Source organism: Paenibacillus sp. 32352 (genome assembly GCF_002042965.1).
Taxonomy (GTDB): Bacteria; Bacillota; Bacilli; order Paenibacillales; family NBRC-103111; genus Paenibacillus_S; species Paenibacillus_S vulneris.
Genome location: NZ_MZNT01000003.1, coordinates 560,307 through 584,733 on the forward strand (window position 1 = coordinate 560,307; position 24,427 = coordinate 584,733).

A 24,427-nucleotide genomic window follows, 5' to 3' on the forward strand; every position below is an offset into this window, starting at 1 on the left:
AATTTGAAATACAGATGGCCGGTTTTAGGAACGATTCCGACTGACTGTTAAGGTAGTCGCAATTCTAGGAGGCATAGGGATGAAACAAAAAATAACCAAACAAAAAATACCTATTAAGGAGTATGCTCTTTTATTATCGAGCTATTTGCGCGAGCAGCGCGGGAGTATCGTATGGCTGTCCGTGCTGCTGATCGGCAGTATTATCATGCAGCTGGTGAACCCGCAAATTATCCGTTATTTTATCGATACGGCCAAAACGCAGGAAAGCACTGCCCCGCTTTTATATGCTGCAGGGCTCTTTATCGGGGTTTCGCTGCTGCAGCAGGTCATTACCGTCATAGCAACGTATATCGGCGAAAATATTGGCTGGATTGCGACCAACAAGCTTCGCGGAGATGTTGCCGAGCACTGCATGAAGCTGGATATGTCGTTTCATAAGTCGCATACTTCGGGAGCCATCATTGAGAGGGTGGACGGAGATATCAACAATCTGGCCAACTTCTTTTCCAATTTTGTCGTGACGCTGCTGAGCAATCTGCTGCTTGTCGTCGGCATGCTCGTGCTGTTGTTCCGGGAGGGCTGGGTTATCGGCACAGGAATGACGCTGTTTGTCATCCTGGCTATTTACGCCATTCAATACATACGAAAGTTCGCTGTACCGCATTGGGGAGCCTTGCGTCAAATGAGCTCCCGCTTTTACGGCTTTCTTGGGGAGCATTTAGAGGGGACGGAAGATACGAGAGCGAACGGAGCTACGGGGTATGTCATGTATCGGTTTCATACACTCATTCGTGAGTGGCTTCCGATTCGGATTCGGGCTTTCCTGGGCTGGGCCAGTATGTGGATAACGACGCTGGTTATCTTCACGATCGGCAATGCGATTGCCTTCGCTCTTAGCGCTTATTTTTGGAAGCAGGGAGCCATCACGCTCGGAACGGTATACTTGATCTTCTATTATACGGAATTGATGAGCAAGCCGATTGAGAAGATCAGAACCCAAATGGAGGATTTGCAAAAAGCCGACGCAAGCATTATTCGCATACGCGAGCTGTTGGCTACCGTACCCGCCATTCGGGACGGAATCGGTCTGCCTCTGCCGTCAGGTCCGTTGTCCGTGAAGTTTGACCGCGTAGTATTCGGTTATGAAGACCATACGACAACGCTGCATCAAATCGACTTTCAGCTGGGGCGCGGCAAAGTGCTCGGGGTGCTCGGCCGCACAGGAAGCGGCAAAACGACGCTGGCAAGACTGCTGCTGCGCTTTTATGACGTTCGTGAAGGGGGAATCTCTCTCGAGCAAGTGGACATCCGGGACGCCACCCTGCGCGATCTTCGGAGCAAGGTCGGCATGGTTACGCAGAACATTGAAATATTTCAAGGGACGGTTCGCGATAATCTTACCTTCTTTCGTGAGGACATAGAAGATCGGCGTATTATCGAGGTGCTGGAGGAACTGGGCTTGAAGGAATGGTTTGCTTCGCTGCCATCCGGCCTTGACAGCCAGCTGGAATCAGGAGGAGGCGGATTGTCTGCGGGAGAGGCGCAGCTTCTCTCCTTTGCCCGGGTATTTCTGACCGATCCGGGGCTTATTATTCTAGACGAAGCCTCGTCCCGGCTGGATCCGGCAACAGAGCAAAAAATCGAGCAGGCGATCAGCCGGCTGCTGGTCCACCGGACTTGCATTATCATCGCTCATCGGTTGGCGACGATCCAAAGGGCAGATCAAATCCTCATTCTTGAGCAAGGAAGGGTAATAGAGTTCGGGGACAGAGTACGTCTTGCGGCTGACCATCGTTCCCGATACAATCAAATGCTGCAGGTCGGAATGGAGGAGATGCTGGCATGACCACATTTACTTTCCTATGGCGGTTGATGAAATACCGCCCGTTCTTATACACGATTAACGCTGTAGCCTGGTCTTTGATCTATTTGGCTCCTATCGTTCCGGGCTGGATTACGAAGCAGTTCTTCGATACGTTATCAGGAGGAGCAGTATACGGCTTCAGCATTGGAACGCTGATTGTCCTGCTGATAGCTTCTGCAGTCGGTAAAGGGGTTCTGATCCTCTTCGGCTTTATTACGGACGTACAGTTCAGGTTCCGCATCGGCGCCCTGCTGCGCCGAAATATGTTGAAGCGTATTCTGATGGAGCCCGGGGCCAAAGCGATTCCCTGCTCCCCGGGGGAAGCCATCAGCAGCTTCCGGGATGATGTGGATCAAATAGAGGAGACCATTAGCTGGTCGGTCGATGCTTTCGGAATGACCTGCTTTGCGGTCGTTTCCTTCTATATCTTGTATGGAATTAATCCGGGGATGACCTTATGGGAGTTTCTCCCTCTGGTTATCGTGGTTACCATCGCTCAGCTTTCGACTACCCTGCTGCAAAAGTACAGGGCCGCGAGCCGCGAAGCGACAAGCCAGGTTACAGGCGCCATCAGCGAAATGTTCAGCACTGTCCAATCCATTCAAGTTGCAGGTGCGGAGGAGAGGGTGATTCAGCGGTTCCGCCAGCTGAACGATCACCGGCGGCAAGCTATGCTGAAGGATAAGCTGCTGAACCAGGTGCTGGACTCCGTATTCTCCAATACGGTCAATATCGGAACGGGCTTCATTTTGCTGTTGGCCGCTCAGTCGATGCGTGAGGGGAGCTTTACGGTCGGGGATTTTGCCTTGTTCGTCTATTACTTGACGTTCGTCACCCAGTTTATTCAAAATTTCGGGAAGTTCCTGACCTATTTCAAACAAAGTACGGTAGCGAAGCAGCGGTTGGAGCACCTGCTTCAAAGCTCCGATATTAGCGCAGCAGCAGAACATCATCCGCTCTATCTGCGATCCGAGCTGAAGGAGCCTGCCGGGGAGCAGCAGGCCTTGTCTGGTGAAGACGGGCTTGCGGAGCTGGAGGTTCGGGGACTGACCTACCGGTACCCGGAAACCGGCAGAGGCATCGAGGATATCTCGTTCCGAATCCCCCGGGGTTCGTTCACCGTTATTACCGGCAGAATCGGTTCGGGTAAGACCACCTTGGTCCGAACGCTGCTTGGGCTGCTGCCTAAGGAGGAGGGGACGGTGAGGTGGAATCAGAAGCCAGTCGATCATTTGGGGGAATTTTTCGTGCCGCCGCACAGCGCGTATACGCCTCAGGTTCCGCGGTTATACAGCGACACGCTGAGAAATAATATTTTGCTTGGAACAAAGCGGAACGAACGGCAGCTGCAGGAGGCGATCCATTCTGCCGTTCTCGACCCTGATATCGAGCACCTTCAGCATGGGCTGGAGACGGTCATAGGGCCTCGTGGAGTTAAGCTGTCAGGCGGGCAGGCTCAGCGGACGGCGGCGGCCAGGATGTTCGTTCGCGACGCGGAGCTGCTTGTGTTCGACGATTTGTCGAGCGCCCTGGACGTCGAGACGGAGCGGAAGCTCTGGGAGCGTATTTACGAGCAGCGACAAGGGCAAGCTACTTGCCTTGTCATCTCCCATCGCAAGACGGCATTGTCGCATGCCGATCATATCATAGTTCTCAAGGAGGGCCGCATCGAGGCGGAAGGATCGCTTGAGGAGCTGCTTCAGACGAGCGAGGAGCTTCGTCACTTGTGGAACCGGGAGGAAGGCAAGGAAAGCGCCGGCTGATGACGATTGCTGTTGTACAATGCTTTTTATGATGAATGAAGACCGCCTTGTGGCTGCACCGATTTATCGGCAGCAAGGGCGGTCTTTTTTTGACACAATAATAAAATAGCATTCCGAGGCGGAGCAGAAATGTGCCTTGAATGTTTCAAATGAGCGGAAAAGCGATAGCGGCCGCTTGTTGAAACCCACGGAAGGCTGAGCTATCCTTCGGAAGTTCCGACATTATTCCATGTATTCAAAACCTGAAGACATGGCTTTGAGCTTGGGAGCCCCAGATAATAGAGGGAAGCAGTCAAGCCCGGCGAGCAGATATGGGGCCGGGGATAACTTGATGTGCTGATCTATTAATACCAAAGAGGGATGAGAAGGATGAACTTGCCAATTAGAACGATGATAGTCGGAACCGGAGGCTGGGGCAAAACCTGGTGTACACAAACGCTCCCCAAGGCCATTCAGGAAGGTCTGGTTGAGGTTGTGGCTGCAGTCGATGTGAATCCGGATAGCTTAAAAACGGCCGGACAGCAGCTTGGGTTAAACGAAAGCCAGTGCTTTACGGATGTGAAGCCGGCCTTGGAAGAGACGCAGCCGCAAATCTGCATCATGGCTTCCCCGCCGCATACCCACGAACAGATAGCGATATTGGCCATGGAAGCGGGTTGTGACGTATTGAGCGAGAAACCGATATCGGATACGTTAGATTCTTGCATGCGAATGGTGGAAGCCGCCCGCAGGCTGAATCGAAAAATGGGAATAACCATGACCCATCGATTCCGCCAGCCGATCTGGACGTTTCGCGAGCTGGTTCGTTCCGGAGACTATGGTGCACTGGACTACATCGTCATGAATTTTAACTGGCACAGGAGGGACGGCCTGAAAGAGAGACAAGCCAAGATGCAGGATACGATGCTCATCGAGGGTGCGATTCACCAATTGGACTTGCTGGAAAACTTGGCTGGAGCTCATTGTGAAAGCGTTTATATGGATTCTTGGACACCCCGATGGGGGAACTATACGGGAAGCGCTCAGGCCTTGCTGACGATGCGATTTGAAAACTCCGTGCGCGCCTCCTATGAAACGGCCTGGTGCAATGCTTCACCACAGAACAGCTGGGAAAAGGAGTACATTCGCGCTGAATTCGAAAAGGCTACCATCGTGCTGAACCGAGGGCGAATCGAAATATTCAGGGAAGAAGACAATCGTCTGAAGGCTAGCCCTATCGGAACGGCGGCAGAGCTGAAGATGAACCCCAAGTGGGGGAATGATTATTTGCTGGATGCCTTCCTTCACTGGGTTCGAGGCGGACAAAAAATGGAGACCGATATCGAATCGAATCTCCAATCTATGATATTGTTGTTCGCTTCTATTGAAAGCAGTAAACAGGGGGTTCCCGTACAGATCAAAAGGTTTGCCCGGGATCAAGGAATTGTATGCTGATATCTAGGAGATGTCTTTCATCAGCCATCTCATCTTGGATTCGGTTTCCGATTCCGGAAGCGGGGTATACACGCAGCAGCGCAAATCAGCATGGGCGTATACTTGAAAAGAAGTGATCTCAAATCTCATTTTGCCGGCTTCCGGATGGTTCAGCTCTCGTACGGTAACAGGTGCAGTTGTGGGTAAATCGCCATGCTGCCAAAGCTGGCTGAATTGTGGACTGATACGTCCGCATAGCTCGGCAAAGTCGGCATACCACGGATCACCTGAATATTGCCCATAATAATTGCGGAAGATGGTCAGGAAGTCTTTGGCGAAATCCTCCCAATTTACGACAAGCTCGCGCATCTCCTGTCTCATGAATGAAAGCCAGACAATGTTTCTTTCTTCGCTGCCGATCGGACCTATACTGCTAGTCACTGCGCTGGCCGCTTTGTTCCAGCCGATAATGTTGCACCGCCGGTCAGCAATGAAGGCGGGGCAAGGGCACAAGTAGTCTAGAATGCGCTGTAACGTGGGGCTCATCATAGGCTGGTCTCCGGTAAAATCGGGATATGGAAACGGATTATCCGGTAATCTATGTAAGGGTTGTTCTACTAGTTGATAATCTTCTATTAATGTCACTTTCGTCACTCCGTAATAAGACGTACAAGTGATTATAAAATATACGAAAGTAAAAAACAATATGTTGAATTCGACGAATTTTTTTGTAAATTTTAACTCCCGGTTACGGCATTCGATAGGATGCGTAAAATAACGACATTTTTGCCCAACAGACCGTAACTTTCCCGCACTGAATTTTGGTAACCTGAACAGGAAGCAATCTTAGGCATAACGATAGGACAGGGGGAATTTGTATGTGGAGCAAGGGTTATTTTGAACAGATCCAAGAGAAATGTAAGCGTTATCCAGAGGTTCAGCGCATTTATGAGCAGTTTCGCCGCCAGCCGGAGGAGATGCTGGCTCAACCCTTCGACATTCCGCTGCTTGGTGGCGGCTGGAGCCATGACTATAACTGTCCTGCCGACGGAGACCGATTGATTCTGATCGACCGGCATCACCATCGCTGCCCGACCTGCGGAAGCGTATGGAGCGGTTCGCCCTGGGACGAGGTAGCTACGGCGAACGAGCATTGGAATTACAGCAAGACATGCCGCAATGCGGCTGTATTGTTCGGAATAGATGGAGATATTCGCTGGGCCGATTGGGCTAAGCGGGTGCTGCTGTTTTATGCTGATCATTATCAGCAATATCCGCTGCATGACCGGCATGGTGGGGCCAGCCATACATCCGGCAAGGTGATGTGCCAGACCTTATCTGAGGCGAGCTGGCTTTGTCTGCTTGCGCAGGGCTTTCACATACTGAAGCTGCAGGATGTGTTCACCTTGGACGAAATCAACCATATCACCCGCGGCCTGCTGCTTCCTGCCCTGGATGTCATTGCGAATAACCCGGCAGGCATATCGAACTGGCAGACCTATCATAATGCGTCCAAGGCTTTGGTCGCTGCAGCCTTAAATCGTCGCGAGATGATGCAGCAGGTTCTCGATGATCCGTCCAACGGATTTTATTTTCAAATGGCTAACAGCCTGGGAGAAGACGGCTTCTGGTATGAAGGCGCTTGGGGATATCATTTCTATACCTTAGAGGCCCAGACCTTGATCGTCCTTGCGGCGGAAAGCTTTGATTATCATCTCTATCAGGATCCGCGCTTTCAGTCCATGTATCGCGCTCCGTTGGAATGTATGTTTCCTGACGGGACGCTGCCCCCGATTCATGACTCGGCAGAGGTGAATATAAGGAAGTATGCGCATCTATTCGAGTTCGCGGCGCGTTATATCGGCATAGGCCATGAGGTTGTTCGAAGAAGCGAGGACAGAGATTCACTCTACAGCCTTCTCTTTGGTTTTGAGGAGGAAACGCCATCCCAGCCTGTCAGTGGCCATAGTAGCACTACGATACATCACGACGGATTCGTGCATCTTAAGAAAGCGGGGATGCTATTTCTTAAACAGCAGGGGGACTCCCTGAAAAAAGGACGCCTCGCAATGATTGATTATGGAGAACATGGCGGCTGGCATGGTCATCAGGACAAGCTGAATTTGCTTTACTTTGCAGGCGGACATCCGTGGTTGACCGATGCTGGCATGCTGCCGTACGGCAACCCGATCCACTTCGATTATTTCAAACAGACGGCAGCCCACAATACCGTTGTCGTCGGCGGCCGGTCCCAGGCAGAGGCGGAAGGCTGCATACGGGCGATGAGAACCCATGACGATGGAGTCATGGAGGCTGTCATGGAAGTTAGCGGCGCCTATCCCGATACCGTGTTGAAACGTAAAATCATGATGAAGGATGATATTCTGCTGGATGTTTTCCGGGTTCAGTGCAAGGAAGAGAATGATATCGATTGGATTATTCATACCCAAGGGTTGCCTGTCATAGACCAGGATGCCCTAATGGACCTGCGCTGGAAAGAGACTGCCGGAGATGTCCTTGGTTCGGAGGACGGATATCAATATTTTAGCAATCCTAGAACTGGATGTTGGGATGAAAGCCAATGGACGATGAAGTGGAAGTGGAATAATGAGTCTCCGGATGCACGATTGTCCCTGATAGCGCTGGGTGCGCAGCTAGGGGAGGAGCTGTATTTGGCGGAATCCATCGCGATGCCGTCCGTCGGCAGGAGAAGCACTTTGATACGGAGAAGGAAGCTCGTGAAGGATACCGTATTCGTAGCTGTATTTCATGCCTCTAGAGACGGCGGAGAGCCATCGGCATTTGCTGAATATGATGAGGGTTCGGATCAAGTTGTTGTCCATATGCCCGGCAGGCTCCCGGTGACACTTTCAACCCGAATCGATTGAGAGAATAACAAATGGTAAGGCTGAGCCGGCAGGTCGCTTTAGGGCGAATTGCCGGCTTATTTAAGTGAACCGGAAATACCGCCACGAATGACAAAAAAACTGAAATTGCTTCCAAATGAAGCATAAATCAGTAAAGAAACGCGGGACTGCTTATGATAACATGGATGCGTTGTGAAGCGTGAATGCGTCGGGGCCGGACCGGGAGAACAAGGTTCAGCCATTGACGTAGTGCAATTAGCGCAAGGGATCTTAAATCTATTATACAAGGGAGCATGCGGGCTATGAAATGGATAGTAGATCAGCAAGGCGGCGGTGATTTCCGTACTGTACAGGCGGCTGTGGATGCTTCCCCGGATGGAAGCGACCAAACAATCACCATTTACATAAAAAACGGAATTTATGAGGAAAAGCTTATCGTCCCGAAGGAAAAACGCAATTTGCATTTGATCGGGGAATCACGCGAAGGGGTTATTTTGACTTATTCCGATAATGCCAAAACGTTAGGTGAAGATGGAGAGCCGCTCGGAACGTTCCGAAGCTCCAGCACATATTTTCATGGAGACGATTTCACGGCGGAGCAGTTAACGATCCGCAATGCGTCGGGCCAAGGAACAGGGCAGGCGGTTGCGGTGTTTGTAACCGGTGATCGGGCTGTGTTTCGCCATGTCACGATGCTCGGTTTTCAGGATACGCTATACACCGGGGAAAGCAGGCAGTATTATGACGAATGCCGTATTGAAGGGGACGTTGACTTTATTTTCGGTCCGGCCTGTGCGGTGTTCCAACGATGCGAGATCCATAGCAAGCGAAAAGGCGGCTATTTGACAGCGGCGTCTACTCCGGAGCAGCAGCTGTACGGGTATGTATTTTTGGATTGCAAGGTAACCGCGGATGAAGGGATGACGGATGTATACCTAGGCAGGCCTTGGAGACCCTTTGCCCATGTGGCCTGGATCCGAACGGAGATGGATGCGTCGGTCAAACCGGAAGGCTGGCACAACTGGAACGACCCTGAGCGGGAAGCAACAAGCCGGTATTATGAATATGCGAGCCGCGGGGACGGGGCGAATCCGGAGGCGAGAGTGCCCTGGTCAAGACAGCTGACTCCTGAAGAGGCGGCAGTTTATACGGTAGGTAATATTTTGGGCGGAGCAGACGGTTGGAACCCGGAACGCCGTTAAGTATCCGCTATGCTGCTAGTCATAAGAATTCATATCAATTCATTACTAGAATAAAAAAACGAATGTTTCTAATCCATGCATGTCACAACGAGTTGTGGTTGCATGGATTTTTTGATGTGTTGCAGAGGGCGGGAATGCGTAAGACAAAGACCTATGATATCGGCTGAGTTGGAGCGGAATGCTAGTGCAATCGTCCATCTTGTTGTACAATATATGGCGCTGGGATCAGTTGCAAAATATCTACAAGCTATAGATACAAACCGGGATAGCGCTGCCTGCCAAAGTAAGGAACTGGAAGCTTGGAAGCAGCAAGCGTTATTGTGGTTTCACTAATTATAGAAACGAATGAGGGATTAGGATGTTGGTTGCCCAAAGATGGCAAAAAATCGTACAGCTCGTCAACGAAAGAGGAAGTATCCGTGTATCGGAGCTCAGTGCAATTTGTGAAGTGACGGAAGAAACGATCCGCCGGGATTTGGATAAGCTCGAAAGCGAGGGCAAGCTGCTGCGCAGTCATGGCGGGGCGATCAGCATTCCTTCCTCACAATCGGAGACTCCATATATGGAGCGGGAGACGACGAATGCGGAGGAAAAGCGTCGAATCGCCCAAGAGGCGGTTCGTCATGTTAACGAGCATGACCGGATTATTCTGGACGCCAGCTCAACGGCCTGGTATATGGCGCAGCTGCTGCCGGACGTCACTTTAACCGTATTGACGAATTCAATCAAAGTCGCAATGGAATTAAGCGCGAAGGAACGAATCAAGGTCATATCTACCGGCGGCCTGCTTTCTTCCAGATCGCTCTCTTATGTCGGTCCGCTCGCAGAACGTTCGTTAAGCACGTACTATGTGGATAAAGCGTTCATTTCCTGCAAAGGTCTCCATCCTCAACGGGGACTTAGTGAGTTTAACGAGCTTCAGGCACTGATTAAGCAGAAAATGATCGGTATCGCCGATAGAACCTTCGTATTGGCTGATTACAGCAAATTCGGGCAGCAGTCTCTGGCTCAAGTCGCTGCTTGGGATGACATCCACTATGTCATTACGGACGGGAAAACAGACCCGACGATGCTTGAACAACTGAAGGAACGGTCTATCCACGTAATACAGATATAGGCTGGCTTATTACGATGCGGAATTGAAAAGCTTGAGCAATCAAGCTTTTTTCTTTTTGTAAGAGACAGGATTTATTCCATTACAGTCATTCTTTCCCAAGTGAAATTAGAAGGTGTATGATACCATTTAGAAATAAGTGAGGGGTTGAGAAAAAGGAGGTCTTCCTGTGTTAAACGTTGAAGAAGTGACAATAGCCAGGCTTCAGAAGGCAATGGAGCGGGGGGAATGCTCGTCTTTTGAGCTCGTACAGCAGTACATGGAACGGATAGCCGCCTATGACCAGCAAGGCCCGTGTATCAACGCCGTATTAGAGCTGAATCCGGATGCGCTGCATGCGGCGGAAGCAGCTGATGCCGAGAGGCGTGCAGGCCAAGTCCGCGGGCCGCTGCATGGGGTTCCGGTGCTAGTGAAAGATAATATCCAGACAGGGGATAAAATGCATACTAGCGCCGGTTCTATAGCGCTCGCGGATCATTATGCCGACGAAGATGCGTTTATCGTCTCCCGGCTCAGGGAAGCGGGGGCCATCATTCTGGGCAAAGCGAATATGACAGAGTGGGCCAACTTCATGACCGAAGGGATGATCGCCGGTTATAGCTCCAGAGGAGGGCAAGTTCTAAATCCTTATGGGAGGGACTTTTTTGCCGGGGGCTCAAGTACCGGCTCTGCCGCAGCCGTGGCCGCCAATTTGACGACCGTAGCTGTAGGTACGGAAACATCAGGATCCATCATCAGTCCGGCAGTGCAGAACTCCGTCGTCGGCATCAAGCCTACGTTGGGGCTGGTTAGCCGCAGCGGGATTATTCCGCTATCACACAGCCAGGATACGGCAGGTCCGCTTGCCCGTACCGTTGAGGATGCGGCCATTCTTCTCGGCGTGCTGTGCGGAATGGATCCGCAGGATCCGGTAACCCGTTGTTCACTGGGAGTCAGAGTCACTGACTATACCTTATTCCTCGATAAAAACGGTCTGAAAGGAGCCCGTATCGGTGTACCGCGTCATGGGTTTCATGAGGATATGACGGAAGAGGAAAGGCAGCTTTTTACCCAAATCCTTCTTCAATTAGAGGAAGCAGGCGCGCAATTGATTGACCCGGCCAATATTCACTCGGCGGAGGAGCTTTCCCAGTTTCGATCCAGCGTGTTCCTGCATGATTTCAAAGCGGACATTAACGCTTACTTGAGCAAGCTCCCCCCGCATCTTCCCGTGCATTCACTGAAAGAGCTTATAGCCTTTAATGAAGCCCATGCGGAGCAAGCCTTGAAATATGGTCAAAAAATTCTCATTGCTTCGGAGAAAACTTCCGGTTCTCTGAAGGAGCCCCAATATATTAGAGATCGGCTGAACGATATCCGGTTATCTCGAACGGAAGGCATAGACCGAACTATGCGGGAGCATCATCTTGACGCTCTTTTATTTCCCGAGACGTTAGGGGATACGATTGCCGCCAAAGCCGGATATCCTTCCCTTGCCGTACCGGCAGGATATTTGAAGGACGGGAGACCCTACGGCATTATGTTCGTCGGAACAGCTTTTACCGAACCTGTTCTTATCAAGCTGGCTTATGCGTTCGAGCAGCTGAGCAATTCCAGGAAGCCGCCCAGGCTCGATGCAGAATAAGACTCCTATGGTTGTGCAGTAGTGTCCAGTGTTAATAAGGGGGGAATCAACCCATGGAGATCATGCTGCGGACGGAAACACCGGACGATTATGGGTCCATTGCCGAGCTGCATGCCCATAGCTTCACCCGTGGATTCGGTATCGGGGAAAGCACCTTGACTAGCCTGCTCCGAAATCGCAGAACATATGACCCGGAGCTATCGATCGTAGCAGAGAGCAGGGGACGTGTGGTGGGGCATGTATTATTCACTCCTCAATCTATTATGGTGAAAGATATTGTGCTTCAGGCCGTGATCCTGGCTCCATTGGCGGTGCATCCCGACTTTCGGCAGCAAGGCATTGGTTCCAAGCTTGTTGATTCGATACTTTATAGGTAAACAGGTGCCGCGGGCATCTGTTTTTTTCTATGTATATTCCCACTGCACATACACCACTATGTAAAATATGGTACAATGTGGTAAAATCATCTCTCTCAGGAGGGTGCTATGAGAGCTACTCAAGAAGTGCTAGATATATGGAAGCAATTCGATGCGTTTCCTATGGAAACATTATCGAAAGCTTGGATTGCTTCGGTTTCAAACGGCGGCAGGCAGAGAACCGTAGAAGTCATGGAGGAGCACCGCCAGCAGTATGGATTATCGGGTAATTGCTTCGATCTTGCTGCATGGCTTATTCATAAATGTAAGGCCAAGGGACTGGAGGCCTATGGAGTGGGCCATGGCCTGTGTACGCCGAAGGCTCATGTAGCAGTGGTGGCCGTAAATCATCAAGGATATCGATATTTTTGTGATCTAGGAGACCAATGGATCGAACCTGTGTTGATTGACCCGGATAATGAGGATTTTTGCCAAGCAGAGCTCGCGGGCTTTGTTACCGGGGGAAAAGTAAAGGTAGAAGCAACGAGCCCCGGGGTCAGATTCTCCTATATTCGGCCCAATGGAAAAGTAAGCTATCAATCGTTTGATTTAACCCCGATAGGGAGCGATGAATGGATGGCGGCAGCGTGTTATTCCCAGTCTTTGTTAAGACATCCGTTAGTCGAGATGCGACTGCCAGCATCCCGCGAAGTCATTCACTGGGAATTTGATAGCTGGAGCAGCTTCATAAGCAGCAGCGAGGGCTTAATCAAGGAGCCCCAGCTGGATACCAACGAGGAGTGGGCTGCAAGAATTCATGAGCGGACCGGTATGAGTCCGGAGATCGTACTCAAAGCGTTGAATCTATATTCGTCCCTGCGAAAATAACGTCCATTCGCCCGGATGGAATGGGTGGAGCGAGCTTATAACGAAGCTGTTGCGATTGATAAAAAAAGGATTGAACAGCCCTGCATGTTCTCCTATCATTGGTATGAAGCGCAAACTAGTGATTTCATGTTAAAATAGGTAGGGTAGTTAACGAGTTAATGAACAGTAAGCGGAGGAAAAGGCATGAAAAAAGAGCTAATGGTTTTATGGCTGGAAGAAAAAATTCAACAGATCAAGGATACGCCGGTCAGCGTTGTAGATACGAAGGAAAAGCAGCACTATTTGTTAGGCAGCCTGAAAACCCTGGAATTGATCAAGGAACAGCTGGAGCAGGGGAAATTCGACGAGATAACTCAAGAATAACGGTGGATGCCTGAACATGCATTTAGCTATTTCGGGCGATTAGACAGGGGAAAGGGGCGGAGGTGTATGATTCAGATTAGCCAATGCGATGTCCAGGACTATCGAAGGATAACCGATTTATACATAGAGCTGATGAAAGAAATTATCGGTTCTTCGGGCGGAGACCTTACGGCCTTTGATCCGAGTGATGCGCCGGAATGCTGCAAAAGGCTTCTTTCCTCCGGCACCTATATCGTTATTAAGGCGGAACATCAGGATAAGGGGGAGCTTGTCGGATTTTTGTCTATGTCCCCAAGCAGCTCCCTGTACGCCAACGGTTCCTTCGGCATCATTCAGGAGCTGTATATTTGCAGTGAATATCGATCTCAAGGAGTGGGCAGGCAGTTGATGGCTGCAGCCGTTGCTTATGCCAATGCTATGGAATGGACAAGATTGGAAGTAAGCACGCCTCCTTTGCCTGCATTCGTGAGAAGTCTTGCCTTTTATCAAAGGGAGGGCTTCGCGGTAACGGGCGGAGAAAAGCTGAAGCTGCTATTATCTACATAAGAACAGATGAATGAAGCCGGTACGAACAGCAGTCTCGTACCGGTTTTCTTGATATTTTATAGATTTTGTAATGGTACTCCCTGCAAAGTCTCTGGATATCCGCTTTGTGGGGGATTTTGTATTCCGGCGAGTTAGAACCAGAAAGGGACAAGCTCTAATAAGTTCACAGGGGTCCATTGGCGGCAAGGCATCGTCCATTTTACAAACAGGGATCTGTTCGGCTAGTATAGAGGAATGGGGATTACTTCCAAATCGGGTGGGCATAACAAACCTATTGTTCTATGTTTCCGGAAAGAGAGGAAAATGTATGAAAGCCATTTACCCTGGGTCGTTCGACCCGTTTACGCTGGGGCACTTGAATATTTTGGAGCGGGCTACAAGGCTGTTCGATCAAATCGATGTGGTCATAGCCATCAACAAATCCAAGACGGCGATGTTTTCACCGGAGGAACGATACCAGATTGCTAGGTTATCCACGCTTCATCTCGATCAGGCGGTTCGTGTCGTCCATTATGCCGGCATTATTGCCGATTACATTAAAGAGAACCACATGGATGTCATCATCAGAGGGATTAGAGGTTCTACAGATCTGGACTATGAAATCAAGCTGGAGCAGTACAATCAAAAAGCGTGCTTTGCCGAAACGGTCTATTTGACGCCGACGACCCAGCATTTGAATACGAGCAGCACTTTGGTCAAAATGTTTTTACAGACTCAAAGAATCGAGCTAGCTCACGAGTATTTGACCGAGAACGCGATGAGATATATTCAAGACGTCCTGGGGCGCCGCAGCTAGCAGAACTGGTGAAATCCAATCCATAGGGAGGCCTGTCATGAATCTGGCCAACAAAATTACGTTAGTCCGGATTTGCATGATTCCATTAGTAGTACTGTTTCTATATCCCTACCCGAATAAGGCTATGGAGCCTTATGGGGAAATCGTTGCAGCAGGAATATTCCTGCTTGCAGCGGCGACTGATCGGTTGGACGGATACGTAGCAAGAACCTGCAATCAGGTTACTCGACTGGGCATGCTGCTTGACCCGCTGGCGGATAAGCTGCTGATTAGCGCAGCCTTGATTGTTTTGGTCGAGAGCCATAAGCTTCCTTCCTGGATAGCCGCTATTGTGATCGCTCGCGAGATGCTGATAACAGCGATACGGATCGTCGCTGCTCGCAAAAAGATAGCGCTAGCAGCGGATCATTGGGGCAAAATCAAGCTCGCTGCGCAGGTTGCAGCCGTTACGGCTGTCATCCTGAATCAAGAGCTGGCCTCCTGGTTCGGCGGAATAGAAATCGATCAGATCCTGATGTATGCGGCGGCAGTGCTGACAGTTTACTCTGGGTATCATTATTGGAAAAACAACATGAATCGGTTGGAACTCCATGGGTAGCTTCAGCCTAGGTTTCTAAGGGAGAGGATGAGCAATGCGCATTATCGTAACTGGCGGAGCTATCATTAAGGACCGGGATGGCAGAATCCTGATGCAAAAAAGATCGGACTACGGCCATTGGGGGCTTCCCGGAGGCGGGATGGAGGCCGGGGAATCCGTCGAAGAGACGATGAGAAGAGAAGTTTATGAAGAAACGGGACTTATCGTTGATGATTGCGAGCTCTACGCAGTCTATAGCGGTCCGAGAATGCAGTACCGGTATCCGGACGGCAACGAAGTCGTCTTCGTCATGTTTATATTTGAAGCGGGAGCAGACTGGGAGAAGAAGCTTGCAGCCGACGGAACCACGCTCCTGTTTCGAGATTGTCATCACGAATCTTTAGTGCTGGAATTTAAGCATTTGTCGGAAGTGGAGCTAGAGGAGGTAAGCACTGTACAGCGGCCGTTATTTGAGGACTTGAAGAACGGGGAACGTAAGCTGCTTCGGACGTAAGGCCAACTGGTAAAAAGGGGGAGCTGGAATGGAGATGGGAGCGAAGCTCGGCCAAGGTAGGGAAGCAGAGGTATACAGGTACGGGGAAGGTCAGGTCGTGAAGCTGTTTTTTGCTCATACGCCGCTCAATGTTATTGAACATGAATTTAAAATGGCGTCCACGATTCAGGATTCTGAATTGCCGATGGCAAAGGCATATACAACCGTACAAGTGAACGGCAGAGGCGGGATAGTATATGAGCAGCTTGAAGGACCGACATTGCTGCACGTGCTCTTGGAGGACCACTCCAAAGCCGCATGGATAGGGGAGATAAGTGCCCGGCTGCACGCGAGGGTTCACCGATGCCGCAAGGAACATCTTCCTTCACAGAAAGAAGCTTATGAGAAGAAAATAAGGGCCGTGAAGCTGGATTCCGGCTTGAAAGATAAGGCGCTTCGGCTGCTGGAGCAGCTGCCCGACTCTCAGGAGGTATGCCACGGGGACTTTCATCCGGATAATGTGCTGCTTACGGCGCAAGGAGCCTACGTTATTGATTGGATTAATGCCAAAAGTGGACATCGGGCCGCAGATTTCGTCTTAAGCGCCCTCATGCTGAAAATAGCCGAGCTTCCCGATCATATTCCGAATGCCGGGCAGTTCCATCTGGCAAGAGCATCGCTGTACAAATCCTATACCCAATCCTACCTAAAAGAGCTGCCCCTCTCTAAGGAGGAGGTTATTCCGTGGATCCCGCTTGCGGCGATCTTCCGGCTGGAGCAAGGAATTGGGTCGGAGCACTACCGTTTGCTCAAAATCATTCGGAGGTCCTTAAGCCGCCTATGAAGCAAAAGATTGCGAACCGTCCGCACTGGAGCAGAATTGTGCAAAAAAGATATTATCAGCGGAATGTGAACGACGATGTGTTCGAGGGATATGTAAGCTTTCTGTGCTTGGATAAAGTACGGGAGCCTCTTTTTGTCCAGTATGCTGAGGAAAGAATCTGTATCGCTGCTGATGGCTATACCTGGCTGATGCTGTTTCCGGCGAACCGTCATCATAGCATCACCGTGATGCTGGATACCAAAGATCAAGTGCTTCAATGGTATTTCGATATCATCAAGCACATGGAGCTGAACGACGAAGGAGTACCTGTCATTCATGATCTTTATTTGGATTTGGTTTTGATGCCTGGAGGAAGCTATCATATCCTGGATGAAGAAGAGCTGCAAGCGGCTCTTGATAACGGCACCATTGGGACGGAAGACTATAAAATGGCGGTGCAAGAACTGGAGTCCGTCCGGCAAAGCATCGAAAACGGGAACAACCCCTACGTTCTTCATGTACAGAAATATGTGGAGCTGCTGCGAGAGTGCCGTTCCATATAAAGCTTTTATCCTTTTGTTTAAAAAAAGCCGTGTTTCTTTCCCGCTAATGGAGAGGAAAATAGGGCTTTTTGCTATTTACGAAGCGCTAGCTTTCGTATAACCGTTGGCCGGTCAGCGATAAATCGTAGCCTTGGATCGCTCGAAGCTCATTTTGGAAGGATTCCGATTGCAATATACGAATGACCGTGTCTATCCATATCTGATTTTCCGGCTTACGAAGCATGACAAGATCGTAGCGTTCCTCTATCAAAGGGATAAAATCGACTTGACCGACGATAGCCGCAGCCTTCTCAATACCGACGCCCACATCGGCTTCGCCGGAGGCGACTTTACCCGCAACCGCCATATGGTTCGTCTCTTCTCTCTCGTACCCATCGAGCTGCTCGGGGCGAATCCCGTGAAGACGCAGCTGCTCATCCAGCAGCACGCGGGCTCCCGAGCCTATTTCCCGGTTGACCAAACGCAAGCCCGGCCGGCTCAAATCGGGCCAGCTCTTGATCTTTAGCGGATTCCCCTTCTGCACATAAAGACCGGCCTTTCGGGACAGCATGTTGACCACCGTGTAGGAAAATCCTACGAGCAGCTTCCGGATATAGGGGAGGTTGTATTCTCCCGTGTCTCCGTCCAGCAGGTGGGTGCTCACGATGTCGGATTCACCGCGGTACATAGCGATCAAGCTGTCAAGGCTGCCGACATAGGAACGAAGGGGGCGGATACCGGGAAGCTGCTTCTCCATATGCTTCGCCAGCAAATCGAGGCTGATATCCTGGCCTGTGATCACAACGGAACGAGCTTCCAAGCCGGAACGCACAGGAGCTGACGCAGCGGGCTGATTGATGGCGACAGTATGCTCAATGGCCTGGACTTGCTTGGCTCTTTGCTTGTAACGGTTCAAATCCTCGGCGTCTACCCGCATTTGCTTGCCTACCCTATAGGAGGGGAGCTCCCCTTTTTTAATAAGATCATAGACCGTGAGCTTGGATATTTTTAATAGCTTGGCGATTTCTTCTGTCGTGTAGGACATCTCGCTGGTCATGACAATCCTCCCGGACGATATAAATTAGGATTTACTATTGTATGGTGGTGTCGCTATAATAGATCTAATTATATTTAATTATAACTAATTATATCTAATTATAACAAAGGAGAATGAAATGTTTACATACTGTAAAAAAAGCTTGGCCATGTCCCTGCTTGTAGGGCTGGCCGTCCTATTCTCCGGATGCGGCACACAGCCGCAAGCGGGTGCAGGCTCCAGCGACTCAAACCCATCACTAGCAGCCTCAAGCCCGGCCCCGGCCGCCAAGGTAGAGCTGACCATTTCAGCCGCCGCCAGCTTAACGGATGCATTGAAGGAGATTCAAGCATCTTACGAAGCCAAGCACAGCAATGTGAAGCTGAACTTTAACTTCGGAGCCTCCGGCTCGCTGCAGCAGCAGATAGAACAAGGAGCGCCGGCGGACTTGTTTCTCTCGGCCGCGACCAAAAACATGCAGGCGCTTGTAGATAAGCAGCTGGTCGATAAAGATAAACAAAAGAACCTGCTGACGAACGAGCTTGTCGTAGTCGTTCCGGCTGATACCAATGCTTCGATCGGTAAGGAAGAGGATTTGACCCTTTCGACCGTGAAGAGCATTGCTATCGGCATCCCGGAAAGCGTTCCGGCAGGAAACTATGCCAAGGAAGCGCTGACCCATGCGAAGCTGTGGGAGAGCCTCCAGCCCAAAACCGTACAAGGCAAGGATGTCCGTCAGGTGCTTCAGTATGTAGAGACCGGGAATTCCGATGCAGGCTTCGTTTATAAAACGGATGCCCTGACATCGAAGAAAGTCCGGGTGGCCTTCTCCGTTAATCCGTCCTGGTATACGCCTGTGGAATACCCCATCGGGATCGTGAAGGCGACAAAGCACGGCAAGGAAGCGGCGGAAGTATACGATTATTTGCAGTCGAAGGAAGCGCTGGATGTGTTCGTCAAATACGGCTTCTCCGCGCCTAAAGGATCCTGATGAACGGAATATCGTTCTGGTCACCAGTCCAATTATCGCTGCAAGTAGCGCTATTGTCCAGTGTGGCGGTAACTATCGTTGGGGTAGGTTTGGCATATTGGATGTCAAGGAGATCGTTCAAGGGAAAAATTCTCGTGGAGACGGCCTTCATGCTTCCGCTTGTGCTGCCCCCGACGGTGGTCGGCTTCCTGCTGCTTGTGCTGCTTGGAAGAAAAAGCGGGCTGGGGCGCCTGATCGAGTGGATCTTTACGGCGCCGATCATATTTACATGGTGGGCTGCCGTTATTGCCTCGGTCGTCGTTGCTTTTCCTCTGGTATATCAGACGATGAAGGTCGGTTTTGCATCGATAGATCAAAGCTTGGAGGATGCCGGCCGATCCATGGGGGCGAATGAGTGGCAGCTGTTCCGGTATGTTACGCTACCTCTGGCTGCTCATTCTCTCATCACTGCTTTTATACTTGGCTTCGCGCGCGCATTGGGTGAGTTTGGAGCAACGCTGATGATAGCAGGCAATATTCCCGGAAAAACCCAAACGATTCCGACCGCCATCTATGTAGCCGTGGATTCCGGGAATATGCATCTGGCCTGGGCCTGGACCGGGATGATGATCCTTATTTCCTTCGTTATGCTGCTGCTTACTGGAAGGAAGAGAAGCTAGCCGTCCTTTTATAGTTGCAGGAATGCTGAACGGATCGGGTCAGGTCTTGGTATCCTGTTGGGACAGCCGTTCCAATACGATCTGAACGGCAATGGCATCATCCAGATAGCCGATCGGGAACACGTAATCAGGGATTATATCCGTAGATAAGATAAAGTAAAGCAGAGCGCTCCCCAGGATCGCTCTTTTTTCTGTTGACAGGTCGTCCTTGCCAAAGAGCTCGTACATTTGCCTAAGCTCGTCGATAAAAGGACCGGCGCTGTTCACGCTGTCGACCTTCGCCTGAAAATCCTCGATAATGATGCGCCGTCCTTCCTCCGTCAACGCATATTGCTCATACTTGGTAAGCTCCTTGCGTACCTGCTCGGTGGTGAACTTGGAATCAAACAAATTGTAGCTTAACAGCACCTCTTTAATACTATCGACGGAGGCATGAAGTTCCGAATTATCCGCAGCGGATGGGGAGACCGTTTCGAGTCCTGCGGCTTGAAAAAGCCGTTCGGAAGGGATGCCCAGATGTACGGCAAACAGATGGAGGTGGTCCATCTTCGCTTTTTGCTTGCCGTTAATGATGCGTGAAATAATGGCGGTATCAATTCCGGTAAGAGCACTCAATTTCCGCATGGACATGGATCTTTCTTTCAGCAGCGCTTTTAATATTTCACCGACATACGGGCCCTGTTGATTTGCGTTCATTAGGTTTCTCCTTTCCGGCAAAGCCATTTCGACTCCAGTGTTGATTTTTCTCAACAAATGTTGCGAAGGACAGGCACTTTTCCTCAACAATCTCAATACGATGAAGTAAACAGAGAAGAGGAGTGGAATCGTATGGCATGGTTATTTATTCTCGGATTTGCTTTATCATCAAGTCTGGATAATTTGGGAGTCGGGATCTCCTATGGAATTCGCGGGATTCGAATCGGTCTTGTCTCTAACCTCATCATGGCTGCCATTTGCTTTATATTGAGCGAAGCGGGGATTGTGGGCGGCCAGTGGATATCCAGGATTTTGCCCGGCATCTTCCCTACACTTGTCGGAGCCTTTGTATTGATCATTATCGGCATTCGCATCGTACTGCTGGCGTTACCGCGCAAGAAGCAACTATCGGAATCGCCGGCCGAGCCCTTATCAAATGGCGATTCTTTAAAGGAGCTGCTAAAAAATCCGGAGAAAGCGGATCTTGATCGATCGGGTGAGATCGGGTATCTGGAAGCGGTTGTACTCGGTTTGGCGTTATCGGCCAACGCGGTTACGAACGGTTTGGGGGCGGGGCTCCTCGGTTTGTCGCCACTCGCTATAGCTGTAACGGCAGCCATCGGCAGCTTTATTACCGTATGGGCCGGGACTGCCATCGGGCGGAAAGCTTCAACGGTTCGTATCGGTTCTTTCCATTTGGGTCAAATGGGTACGCTGATAAGCGGTGTTGTTCTGCTCGTGATTGCTTGCAATGCTTTGTTCGGATAAGGCCAGGAATGCCGTGGTACCATACTTGTCTATTTATTTTACGGTTCACAAGAGGCTAATATGACAGAAGTTGGATGTCTATTGGATACAGGTCTTTTTTACTATACTTTATGGATTTCGAGTCTCGTGGCCAAGTAGAGGAGGCAGTTTTGAATCCATAGCCCCACTTTGTGGGGTTTTTTCATGAGTATAGGCCTATTGGATGGAAAGGAAAGAATTTACTGCAACAATATGTCATTTTGTGGTAGCATATAGGGGGTTGGAATTTCTAGCCAACAGCAAAGGAGGCACCCCTTGATTACACGGATTACGGAGCTTCCCACTGACAAACGGATCGCCGGGGTTCACTGCATACCGGTGCTGGCTAACGGCGACATGGTCATGGTATGGGATCAAGAGGAACAGACTTTAACGACTATCGGCGGAAGACTCGAGGGTAATGAAACAAAAGAAGAGGGTTTACATAGAGAGGCTATGGAGGAAGCGGGGATCGTGTTAGCCGGTGAGCGGTATCCCTTCGCCTGCTGGTATTGGGAAGATACGTATACGTATACCGTATTTTTTCTAACCAGAGTCGGTAGCTTTCACCGAATGCCGGAAGGCTTTGAAAAAACAGGCTATGTCATTATGAGCTTTCGTACCGCGGCTCAAATGATTAACGCAATAGAAGGGCCTGGCTTACGGACGGACCTAATTGCAATGGCAGAACAGCACTTGGAGCCGTTTCTTGCCTGCGAACAGGAACAGGGAGGAATCATATGATCATTCGTGAAACGGATCGGGAATTTGTGATGATCACGCAGCATGACCATGCTTGCTTGTCCGGGCACCTTGCTGCTCAATTATGTGACGATTTGTTTCTAGAGGCCGGCTGTATTCCGGATGTATTGCTGGCTATTCAAGAGCATGACCGGGGATGGATCCGTCTGGATCATACGCCTATCTGGAACGACCGGGACCAGGTGCCGTTCTCCTTTAACGACTACCCGATGCTGCCCAAGCTTGTTCTGTATACGTTAGGAATTGATGAAGTGGAACAAAGAAACGAGTACGCCGCTTTGCTTTGCAGCCTGCATTATGCTTCATTCCAGCATCTACGCAGCTCTACTCATCCGGATTGCATTGCTTTTTGCAGCAGAGAGGCCGACAGGCAGGAGCGCTTGCTTAGGAAGCTTAAGCTTCCACAGGAGGTCGTAGGCAGGCATTTCCAGCTTCTGCAGCTGTGCGACGACTTATCGTTATATATTTGCTTGAATCGTCCGGGCTCGCCGAAGGAGCAGGAGCATCCCTGGTACCGTGACGGCTTCAAGCGTTCCGAGCCCCTGCTTCCAGAAGGCTGCCCCCGGCTGCTTGCAGAGTGGGTGAATGAGAAGGAAATCAAGATGACGCCGTTCCTATTCAAGAAAAAGTTTCAGACGAGTATTCCTGTCAAGCATGTCTCCAAGGACATGATCCGGTCAAAGGGCTTAAACACAGCGTATACTCAGGCGATTGCACATGAACAGGAGGTATCGATTGTAAGCTAAACGGAATGGGGTTGAAGGATGAACCCTGAATCTTTCCTTAACGCCGTGCATTCATTTTGTCATCAGCGAGGAGATGATTAGATGACCTACCATATTCGCGTAAGACCCAGTGCATTAATCATACAGTCCAACTGTATTTTAATGGTCGAATATAAAGACAGTGACGGCGTTCATTACAATTTGCCGGGAGGAGGGGCCGAGCCGGGAGAGACTTTGGTGGAGGGTGCAGCGAGAGAAGTGCAGGAAGAAACCTGCGCTGCTGTAGAGGTTGGCCCGATAGCCTTCGTATATGAAATGGCTCCGCATAAGCAATCCGGCGATTATCCGAACGCACCGCACACCTTGTCTGTCATTTTTGAATGCTTTTTAAAGGAGGATGAGATCCCGAGATTACCGGACCGGCCGGACCTGCATCAAACTGCTGTGAAGTGGGTTCCTATACCAAGTCTAGATTCTATTGTGTTGTATCCCAATATCAAAAGTCATATCCGGGAATATGTGAGCAGGCGCAAAACTATCGAGCTTATCGAAGACCATAGCCTGGAATGCTATTAAACCCATTGGGATGCTCCCAGAAAACGATGTCAGGAGGTACTAATGAAGCCGAGCCCCATCCAATTATTGAAGCAATTTGCAGAGTTCATTCCCTATGTAGAAGCGCTAGCCCGTTACGGAAATGAGTTGTGGGACAGGCCGCTGCAAGAAGGCAAATGGACGGTCCAACAAATTATCGCCCATATCCTGCTATGGGATCAATATTTTTACGAGCAGGCTATTCGGCATCTGGGTACAGGAGCTTCCTTGCCTCTTAAGCATCTGGATTTCGACGAGTTCAATAAGCAGGCTGTAGTCTTCAGCCACCAACATGGCAAAGAGGACATAGTCAGACTTGCAATGGAATATCGGCAGCGAATTGTGGATCGTATAGGCCAGTTGACGGAAGAAGACTATCATGTTCCATACGTCGATCGGGATGGCAATGGGTTCACTGTATATGAGTACCTTATTGGTTTCGTTCCTCATGACAACCATCACATGCAACAGATTGAACAATGCTTGGAGGCTGCAAGGAGGAGCACGGTATGACCTTCCACAAACCTATAGCGTCAAAAGAAGGCTTGAAGCTGGTTGAGCGAATCAGGAGGTTCTGCCAGGCTTTCCCCGAGGTGACGGAGAAGATCGATCAATTCGGTCATACCTCGTTTCGCGTCAGCGATAAACCGTTTGTCATGCTGGGTGAAGGGGAAGCCGTCTCCATGTCGATCAAGGCGGATAGAGATACCCAGGAGTTTCTCCTTCAGCAAGAGGATACGAACTACGCGAAAACCCGATATATCGGGCATCACGGGTGGGTCACGATTATTGACCTTGCCAGAGCGGATTGGAAAGAGATCGAAGAGCTGATAGCCGAAGCCTATGTCCGGACTGCTCCCAAAAAATACGCAAAATGGCTCCAGCAGACAGAGAACAGATAGAATCCTTCTAATAGCAAGAAGAAGGGTTCTATTTTGGGGTCGTAA

The 24,427-nt window shown here is 50.3% G+C and carries 27 protein-coding genes; 24 read left to right on the forward strand and 3 right to left on the reverse strand.

Annotation, left to right across the window (positions count from 1 at the left end; translation table 11 throughout):
- Positions 1 to 79: 79 nt before the first annotated feature.
- The 3 genes from B1728_RS10210 to B1728_RS10220 all read left to right on the forward strand — a co-directional run bounded on the left by B1728_RS10210 (position 80) and on the right by B1728_RS10220 (position 5,061).
- The gene (locus tag B1728_RS10210; RefSeq protein WP_079910075.1) at positions 80 to 1,846 is read left to right on the forward strand and encodes an ABC transporter ATP-binding protein; all 1,767 of its coding nucleotides are present in this window, start codon (positions 80 to 82) and stop codon (positions 1,844 to 1,846) included.
- Positions 1,843 to 3,627 (forward strand): ABC transporter ATP-binding protein, encoded by a 1,785-nt coding sequence (locus B1728_RS10215; RefSeq protein ID WP_079910076.1) that lies wholly within the window; start codon positions 1,843 to 1,845, stop codon positions 3,625 to 3,627. Before B1728_RS10210 ends, B1728_RS10215 begins: the two co-directional genes overlap by 4 nt.
- Before the next feature lie 369 nt (positions 3,628 to 3,996).
- On the forward strand, positions 3,997 to 5,061 hold the full coding sequence (locus tag B1728_RS10220; protein WP_179135966.1) for a Gfo/Idh/MocA family protein: 1,065 nt from the start codon (positions 3,997 to 3,999) through the stop codon (positions 5,059 to 5,061).
- Between the two features lie 3 nt (positions 5,062 to 5,064).
- Here B1728_RS10220 and B1728_RS10225 read toward each other — a convergent pair whose 3' ends face one another.
- Positions 5,065 to 5,589, reverse strand: a complete 525-nt coding sequence (locus tag B1728_RS10225; protein ID WP_079910078.1) for an MmyB family transcriptional regulator — start codon at positions 5,587 to 5,589, stop codon at positions 5,065 to 5,067.
- A gap of 329 nt (positions 5,590 to 5,918) precedes the next feature.
- Between B1728_RS10225 and B1728_RS10230 the strand changes: the two genes are divergently transcribed.
- The 13 genes from B1728_RS10230 (at position 5,919) to B1728_RS10290 (ending at position 17,252) form a co-directional block, all read left to right on the forward strand.
- On the forward strand, positions 5,919 to 7,928 hold the full coding sequence (locus B1728_RS10230) for a heparinase II/III domain-containing protein (RefSeq protein WP_079910079.1): 2,010 nt from the start codon (positions 5,919 to 5,921) through the stop codon (positions 7,926 to 7,928).
- Between the two features lie 281 nt (positions 7,929 to 8,209).
- Positions 8,210 to 9,109, forward strand: a complete 900-nt coding sequence (locus tag B1728_RS10235; RefSeq protein WP_079910080.1) for a pectinesterase family protein — start codon at positions 8,210 to 8,212, stop codon at positions 9,107 to 9,109.
- A 358-nt stretch (positions 9,110 to 9,467) separates the two neighbouring features.
- A complete protein-coding gene (locus B1728_RS10240) occupies positions 9,468 to 10,226 on the forward strand; it encodes a DeoR/GlpR family DNA-binding transcription regulator (protein WP_079910081.1) in 759 nt (252 codons plus the stop codon).
- 166 nt (positions 10,227 to 10,392) lie between these two features.
- A complete protein-coding gene (locus tag B1728_RS10245) occupies positions 10,393 to 11,847 on the forward strand; it encodes an amidase (RefSeq protein WP_079910082.1) in 1,455 nt (484 codons plus the stop codon).
- 53 nt (positions 11,848 to 11,900) lie between these two features.
- Positions 11,901 to 12,224, forward strand: a complete 324-nt coding sequence (locus B1728_RS10250) for a GNAT family N-acetyltransferase (protein WP_079910083.1) — start codon at positions 11,901 to 11,903, stop codon at positions 12,222 to 12,224.
- A 108-nt stretch (positions 12,225 to 12,332) separates the two neighbouring features.
- On the forward strand, positions 12,333 to 13,091 hold the full coding sequence (locus tag B1728_RS10255; protein ID WP_079910084.1) for a hypothetical protein: 759 nt from the start codon (positions 12,333 to 12,335) through the stop codon (positions 13,089 to 13,091).
- Positions 13,092 to 13,274: 183 nt separating this feature from the next.
- Positions 13,275 to 13,454 carry a hypothetical protein gene (locus B1728_RS10260; protein WP_079910085.1) on the forward strand — a complete coding sequence of 60 codons (180 nt, stop codon included), beginning with the start codon at positions 13,275 to 13,277 and terminating at the stop codon, positions 13,452 to 13,454.
- A 66-nt stretch (positions 13,455 to 13,520) separates the two neighbouring features.
- Positions 13,521 to 14,000 carry a GNAT family N-acetyltransferase gene (locus B1728_RS10265; RefSeq protein WP_079910086.1) on the forward strand — a complete coding sequence of 160 codons (480 nt, stop codon included), beginning with the start codon at positions 13,521 to 13,523 and terminating at the stop codon, positions 13,998 to 14,000.
- A gap of 307 nt (positions 14,001 to 14,307) precedes the next feature.
- The gene (gene coaD / locus B1728_RS10270) at positions 14,308 to 14,796 is read left to right on the forward strand and encodes a pantetheine-phosphate adenylyltransferase (protein ID WP_179135967.1); all 489 of its coding nucleotides are present in this window, start codon (positions 14,308 to 14,310) and stop codon (positions 14,794 to 14,796) included.
- Between the two features lie 37 nt (positions 14,797 to 14,833).
- On the forward strand, positions 14,834 to 15,394 hold the full coding sequence (gene pgsA / locus B1728_RS10275) for a CDP-diacylglycerol--glycerol-3-phosphate 3-phosphatidyltransferase (RefSeq protein WP_079910088.1): 561 nt from the start codon (positions 14,834 to 14,836) through the stop codon (positions 15,392 to 15,394).
- A gap of 34 nt (positions 15,395 to 15,428) precedes the next feature.
- The gene (locus B1728_RS10280) at positions 15,429 to 15,887 is read left to right on the forward strand and encodes an NUDIX domain-containing protein (protein ID WP_079910089.1); all 459 of its coding nucleotides are present in this window, start codon (positions 15,429 to 15,431) and stop codon (positions 15,885 to 15,887) included.
- Positions 15,888 to 15,915: 28 nt separating this feature from the next.
- Positions 15,916 to 16,710: a phosphotransferase family protein gene (locus B1728_RS10285; RefSeq protein ID WP_079910090.1), complete on the forward strand. Its 795-nt coding sequence runs from the start codon at positions 15,916 to 15,918 to the stop codon at positions 16,708 to 16,710.
- Positions 16,707 to 17,252, forward strand: coding sequence for a ribonuclease FAU-1 family protein (locus tag B1728_RS10290; RefSeq protein WP_079910091.1), 546 nt, complete (start codon positions 16,707 to 16,709; stop codon positions 17,250 to 17,252). Before B1728_RS10285 ends, B1728_RS10290 begins: the two co-directional genes overlap by 4 nt.
- A gap of 85 nt (positions 17,253 to 17,337) precedes the next feature.
- Here B1728_RS10290 and B1728_RS10295 read toward each other — a convergent pair whose 3' ends face one another.
- A complete protein-coding gene (locus B1728_RS10295; protein ID WP_079910092.1) occupies positions 17,338 to 18,288 on the reverse strand; it encodes a helix-turn-helix transcriptional regulator in 951 nt (316 codons plus the stop codon).
- 118 nt (positions 18,289 to 18,406) lie between these two features.
- Between B1728_RS10295 and modA the strand changes: the two genes are divergently transcribed.
- On the forward strand, positions 18,407 to 19,258 hold the full coding sequence (modA, locus tag B1728_RS10300) for a molybdate ABC transporter substrate-binding protein (protein ID WP_079910093.1): 852 nt from the start codon (positions 18,407 to 18,409) through the stop codon (positions 19,256 to 19,258).
- Positions 19,258 to 19,917, forward strand: coding sequence for a molybdate ABC transporter permease subunit (gene modB / locus B1728_RS10305; protein WP_079910094.1), 660 nt, complete (start codon positions 19,258 to 19,260; stop codon positions 19,915 to 19,917). Before modA ends, modB begins: the two co-directional genes overlap by 1 nt.
- Before the next feature lie 39 nt (positions 19,918 to 19,956).
- On the opposite strand, the gene B1728_RS10310 is transcribed toward modB, so the two are convergent.
- On the reverse strand, positions 19,957 to 20,613 hold the full coding sequence (locus B1728_RS10310; RefSeq protein WP_079910095.1) for a DUF1232 domain-containing protein: 657 nt from the start codon (positions 20,611 to 20,613) through the stop codon (positions 19,957 to 19,959).
- Between the two features lie 132 nt (positions 20,614 to 20,745).
- Between B1728_RS10310 and ytaF the strand changes: the two genes are divergently transcribed.
- The 6 genes from ytaF to B1728_RS10340 all read left to right on the forward strand — a co-directional run bounded on the left by ytaF (position 20,746) and on the right by B1728_RS10340 (position 24,382).
- Positions 20,746 to 21,381 carry a sporulation membrane protein YtaF gene (ytaF, locus tag B1728_RS10315; RefSeq protein WP_483310973.1) on the forward strand — a complete coding sequence of 212 codons (636 nt, stop codon included), beginning with the start codon at positions 20,746 to 20,748 and terminating at the stop codon, positions 21,379 to 21,381.
- Positions 21,382 to 21,675: 294 nt separating this feature from the next.
- The gene (locus B1728_RS10320) at positions 21,676 to 22,143 is read left to right on the forward strand and encodes an NUDIX hydrolase (protein WP_079910097.1); all 468 of its coding nucleotides are present in this window, start codon (positions 21,676 to 21,678) and stop codon (positions 22,141 to 22,143) included.
- A complete protein-coding gene (locus tag B1728_RS10325; protein ID WP_079910098.1) occupies positions 22,140 to 22,907 on the forward strand; it encodes a DUF3891 family protein in 768 nt (255 codons plus the stop codon). Before B1728_RS10320 ends, B1728_RS10325 begins: the two co-directional genes overlap by 4 nt.
- 81 nt (positions 22,908 to 22,988) lie before the next feature.
- Positions 22,989 to 23,462: an NUDIX domain-containing protein gene (locus tag B1728_RS10330; RefSeq protein WP_079910099.1), complete on the forward strand. Its 474-nt coding sequence runs from the start codon at positions 22,989 to 22,991 to the stop codon at positions 23,460 to 23,462.
- A gap of 42 nt (positions 23,463 to 23,504) precedes the next feature.
- Complete coding sequence (locus B1728_RS10335) at positions 23,505 to 23,993, forward strand: DinB family protein (protein WP_079910100.1); 489 nt, start codon at positions 23,505 to 23,507, stop codon at positions 23,991 to 23,993.
- Positions 23,990 to 24,382, forward strand: coding sequence for an MmcQ/YjbR family DNA-binding protein (locus B1728_RS10340; protein ID WP_079910101.1), 393 nt, complete (start codon positions 23,990 to 23,992; stop codon positions 24,380 to 24,382). Before B1728_RS10335 ends, B1728_RS10340 begins: the two co-directional genes overlap by 4 nt.
- Positions 24,383 to 24,427 lie beyond the last annotated feature (45 nt).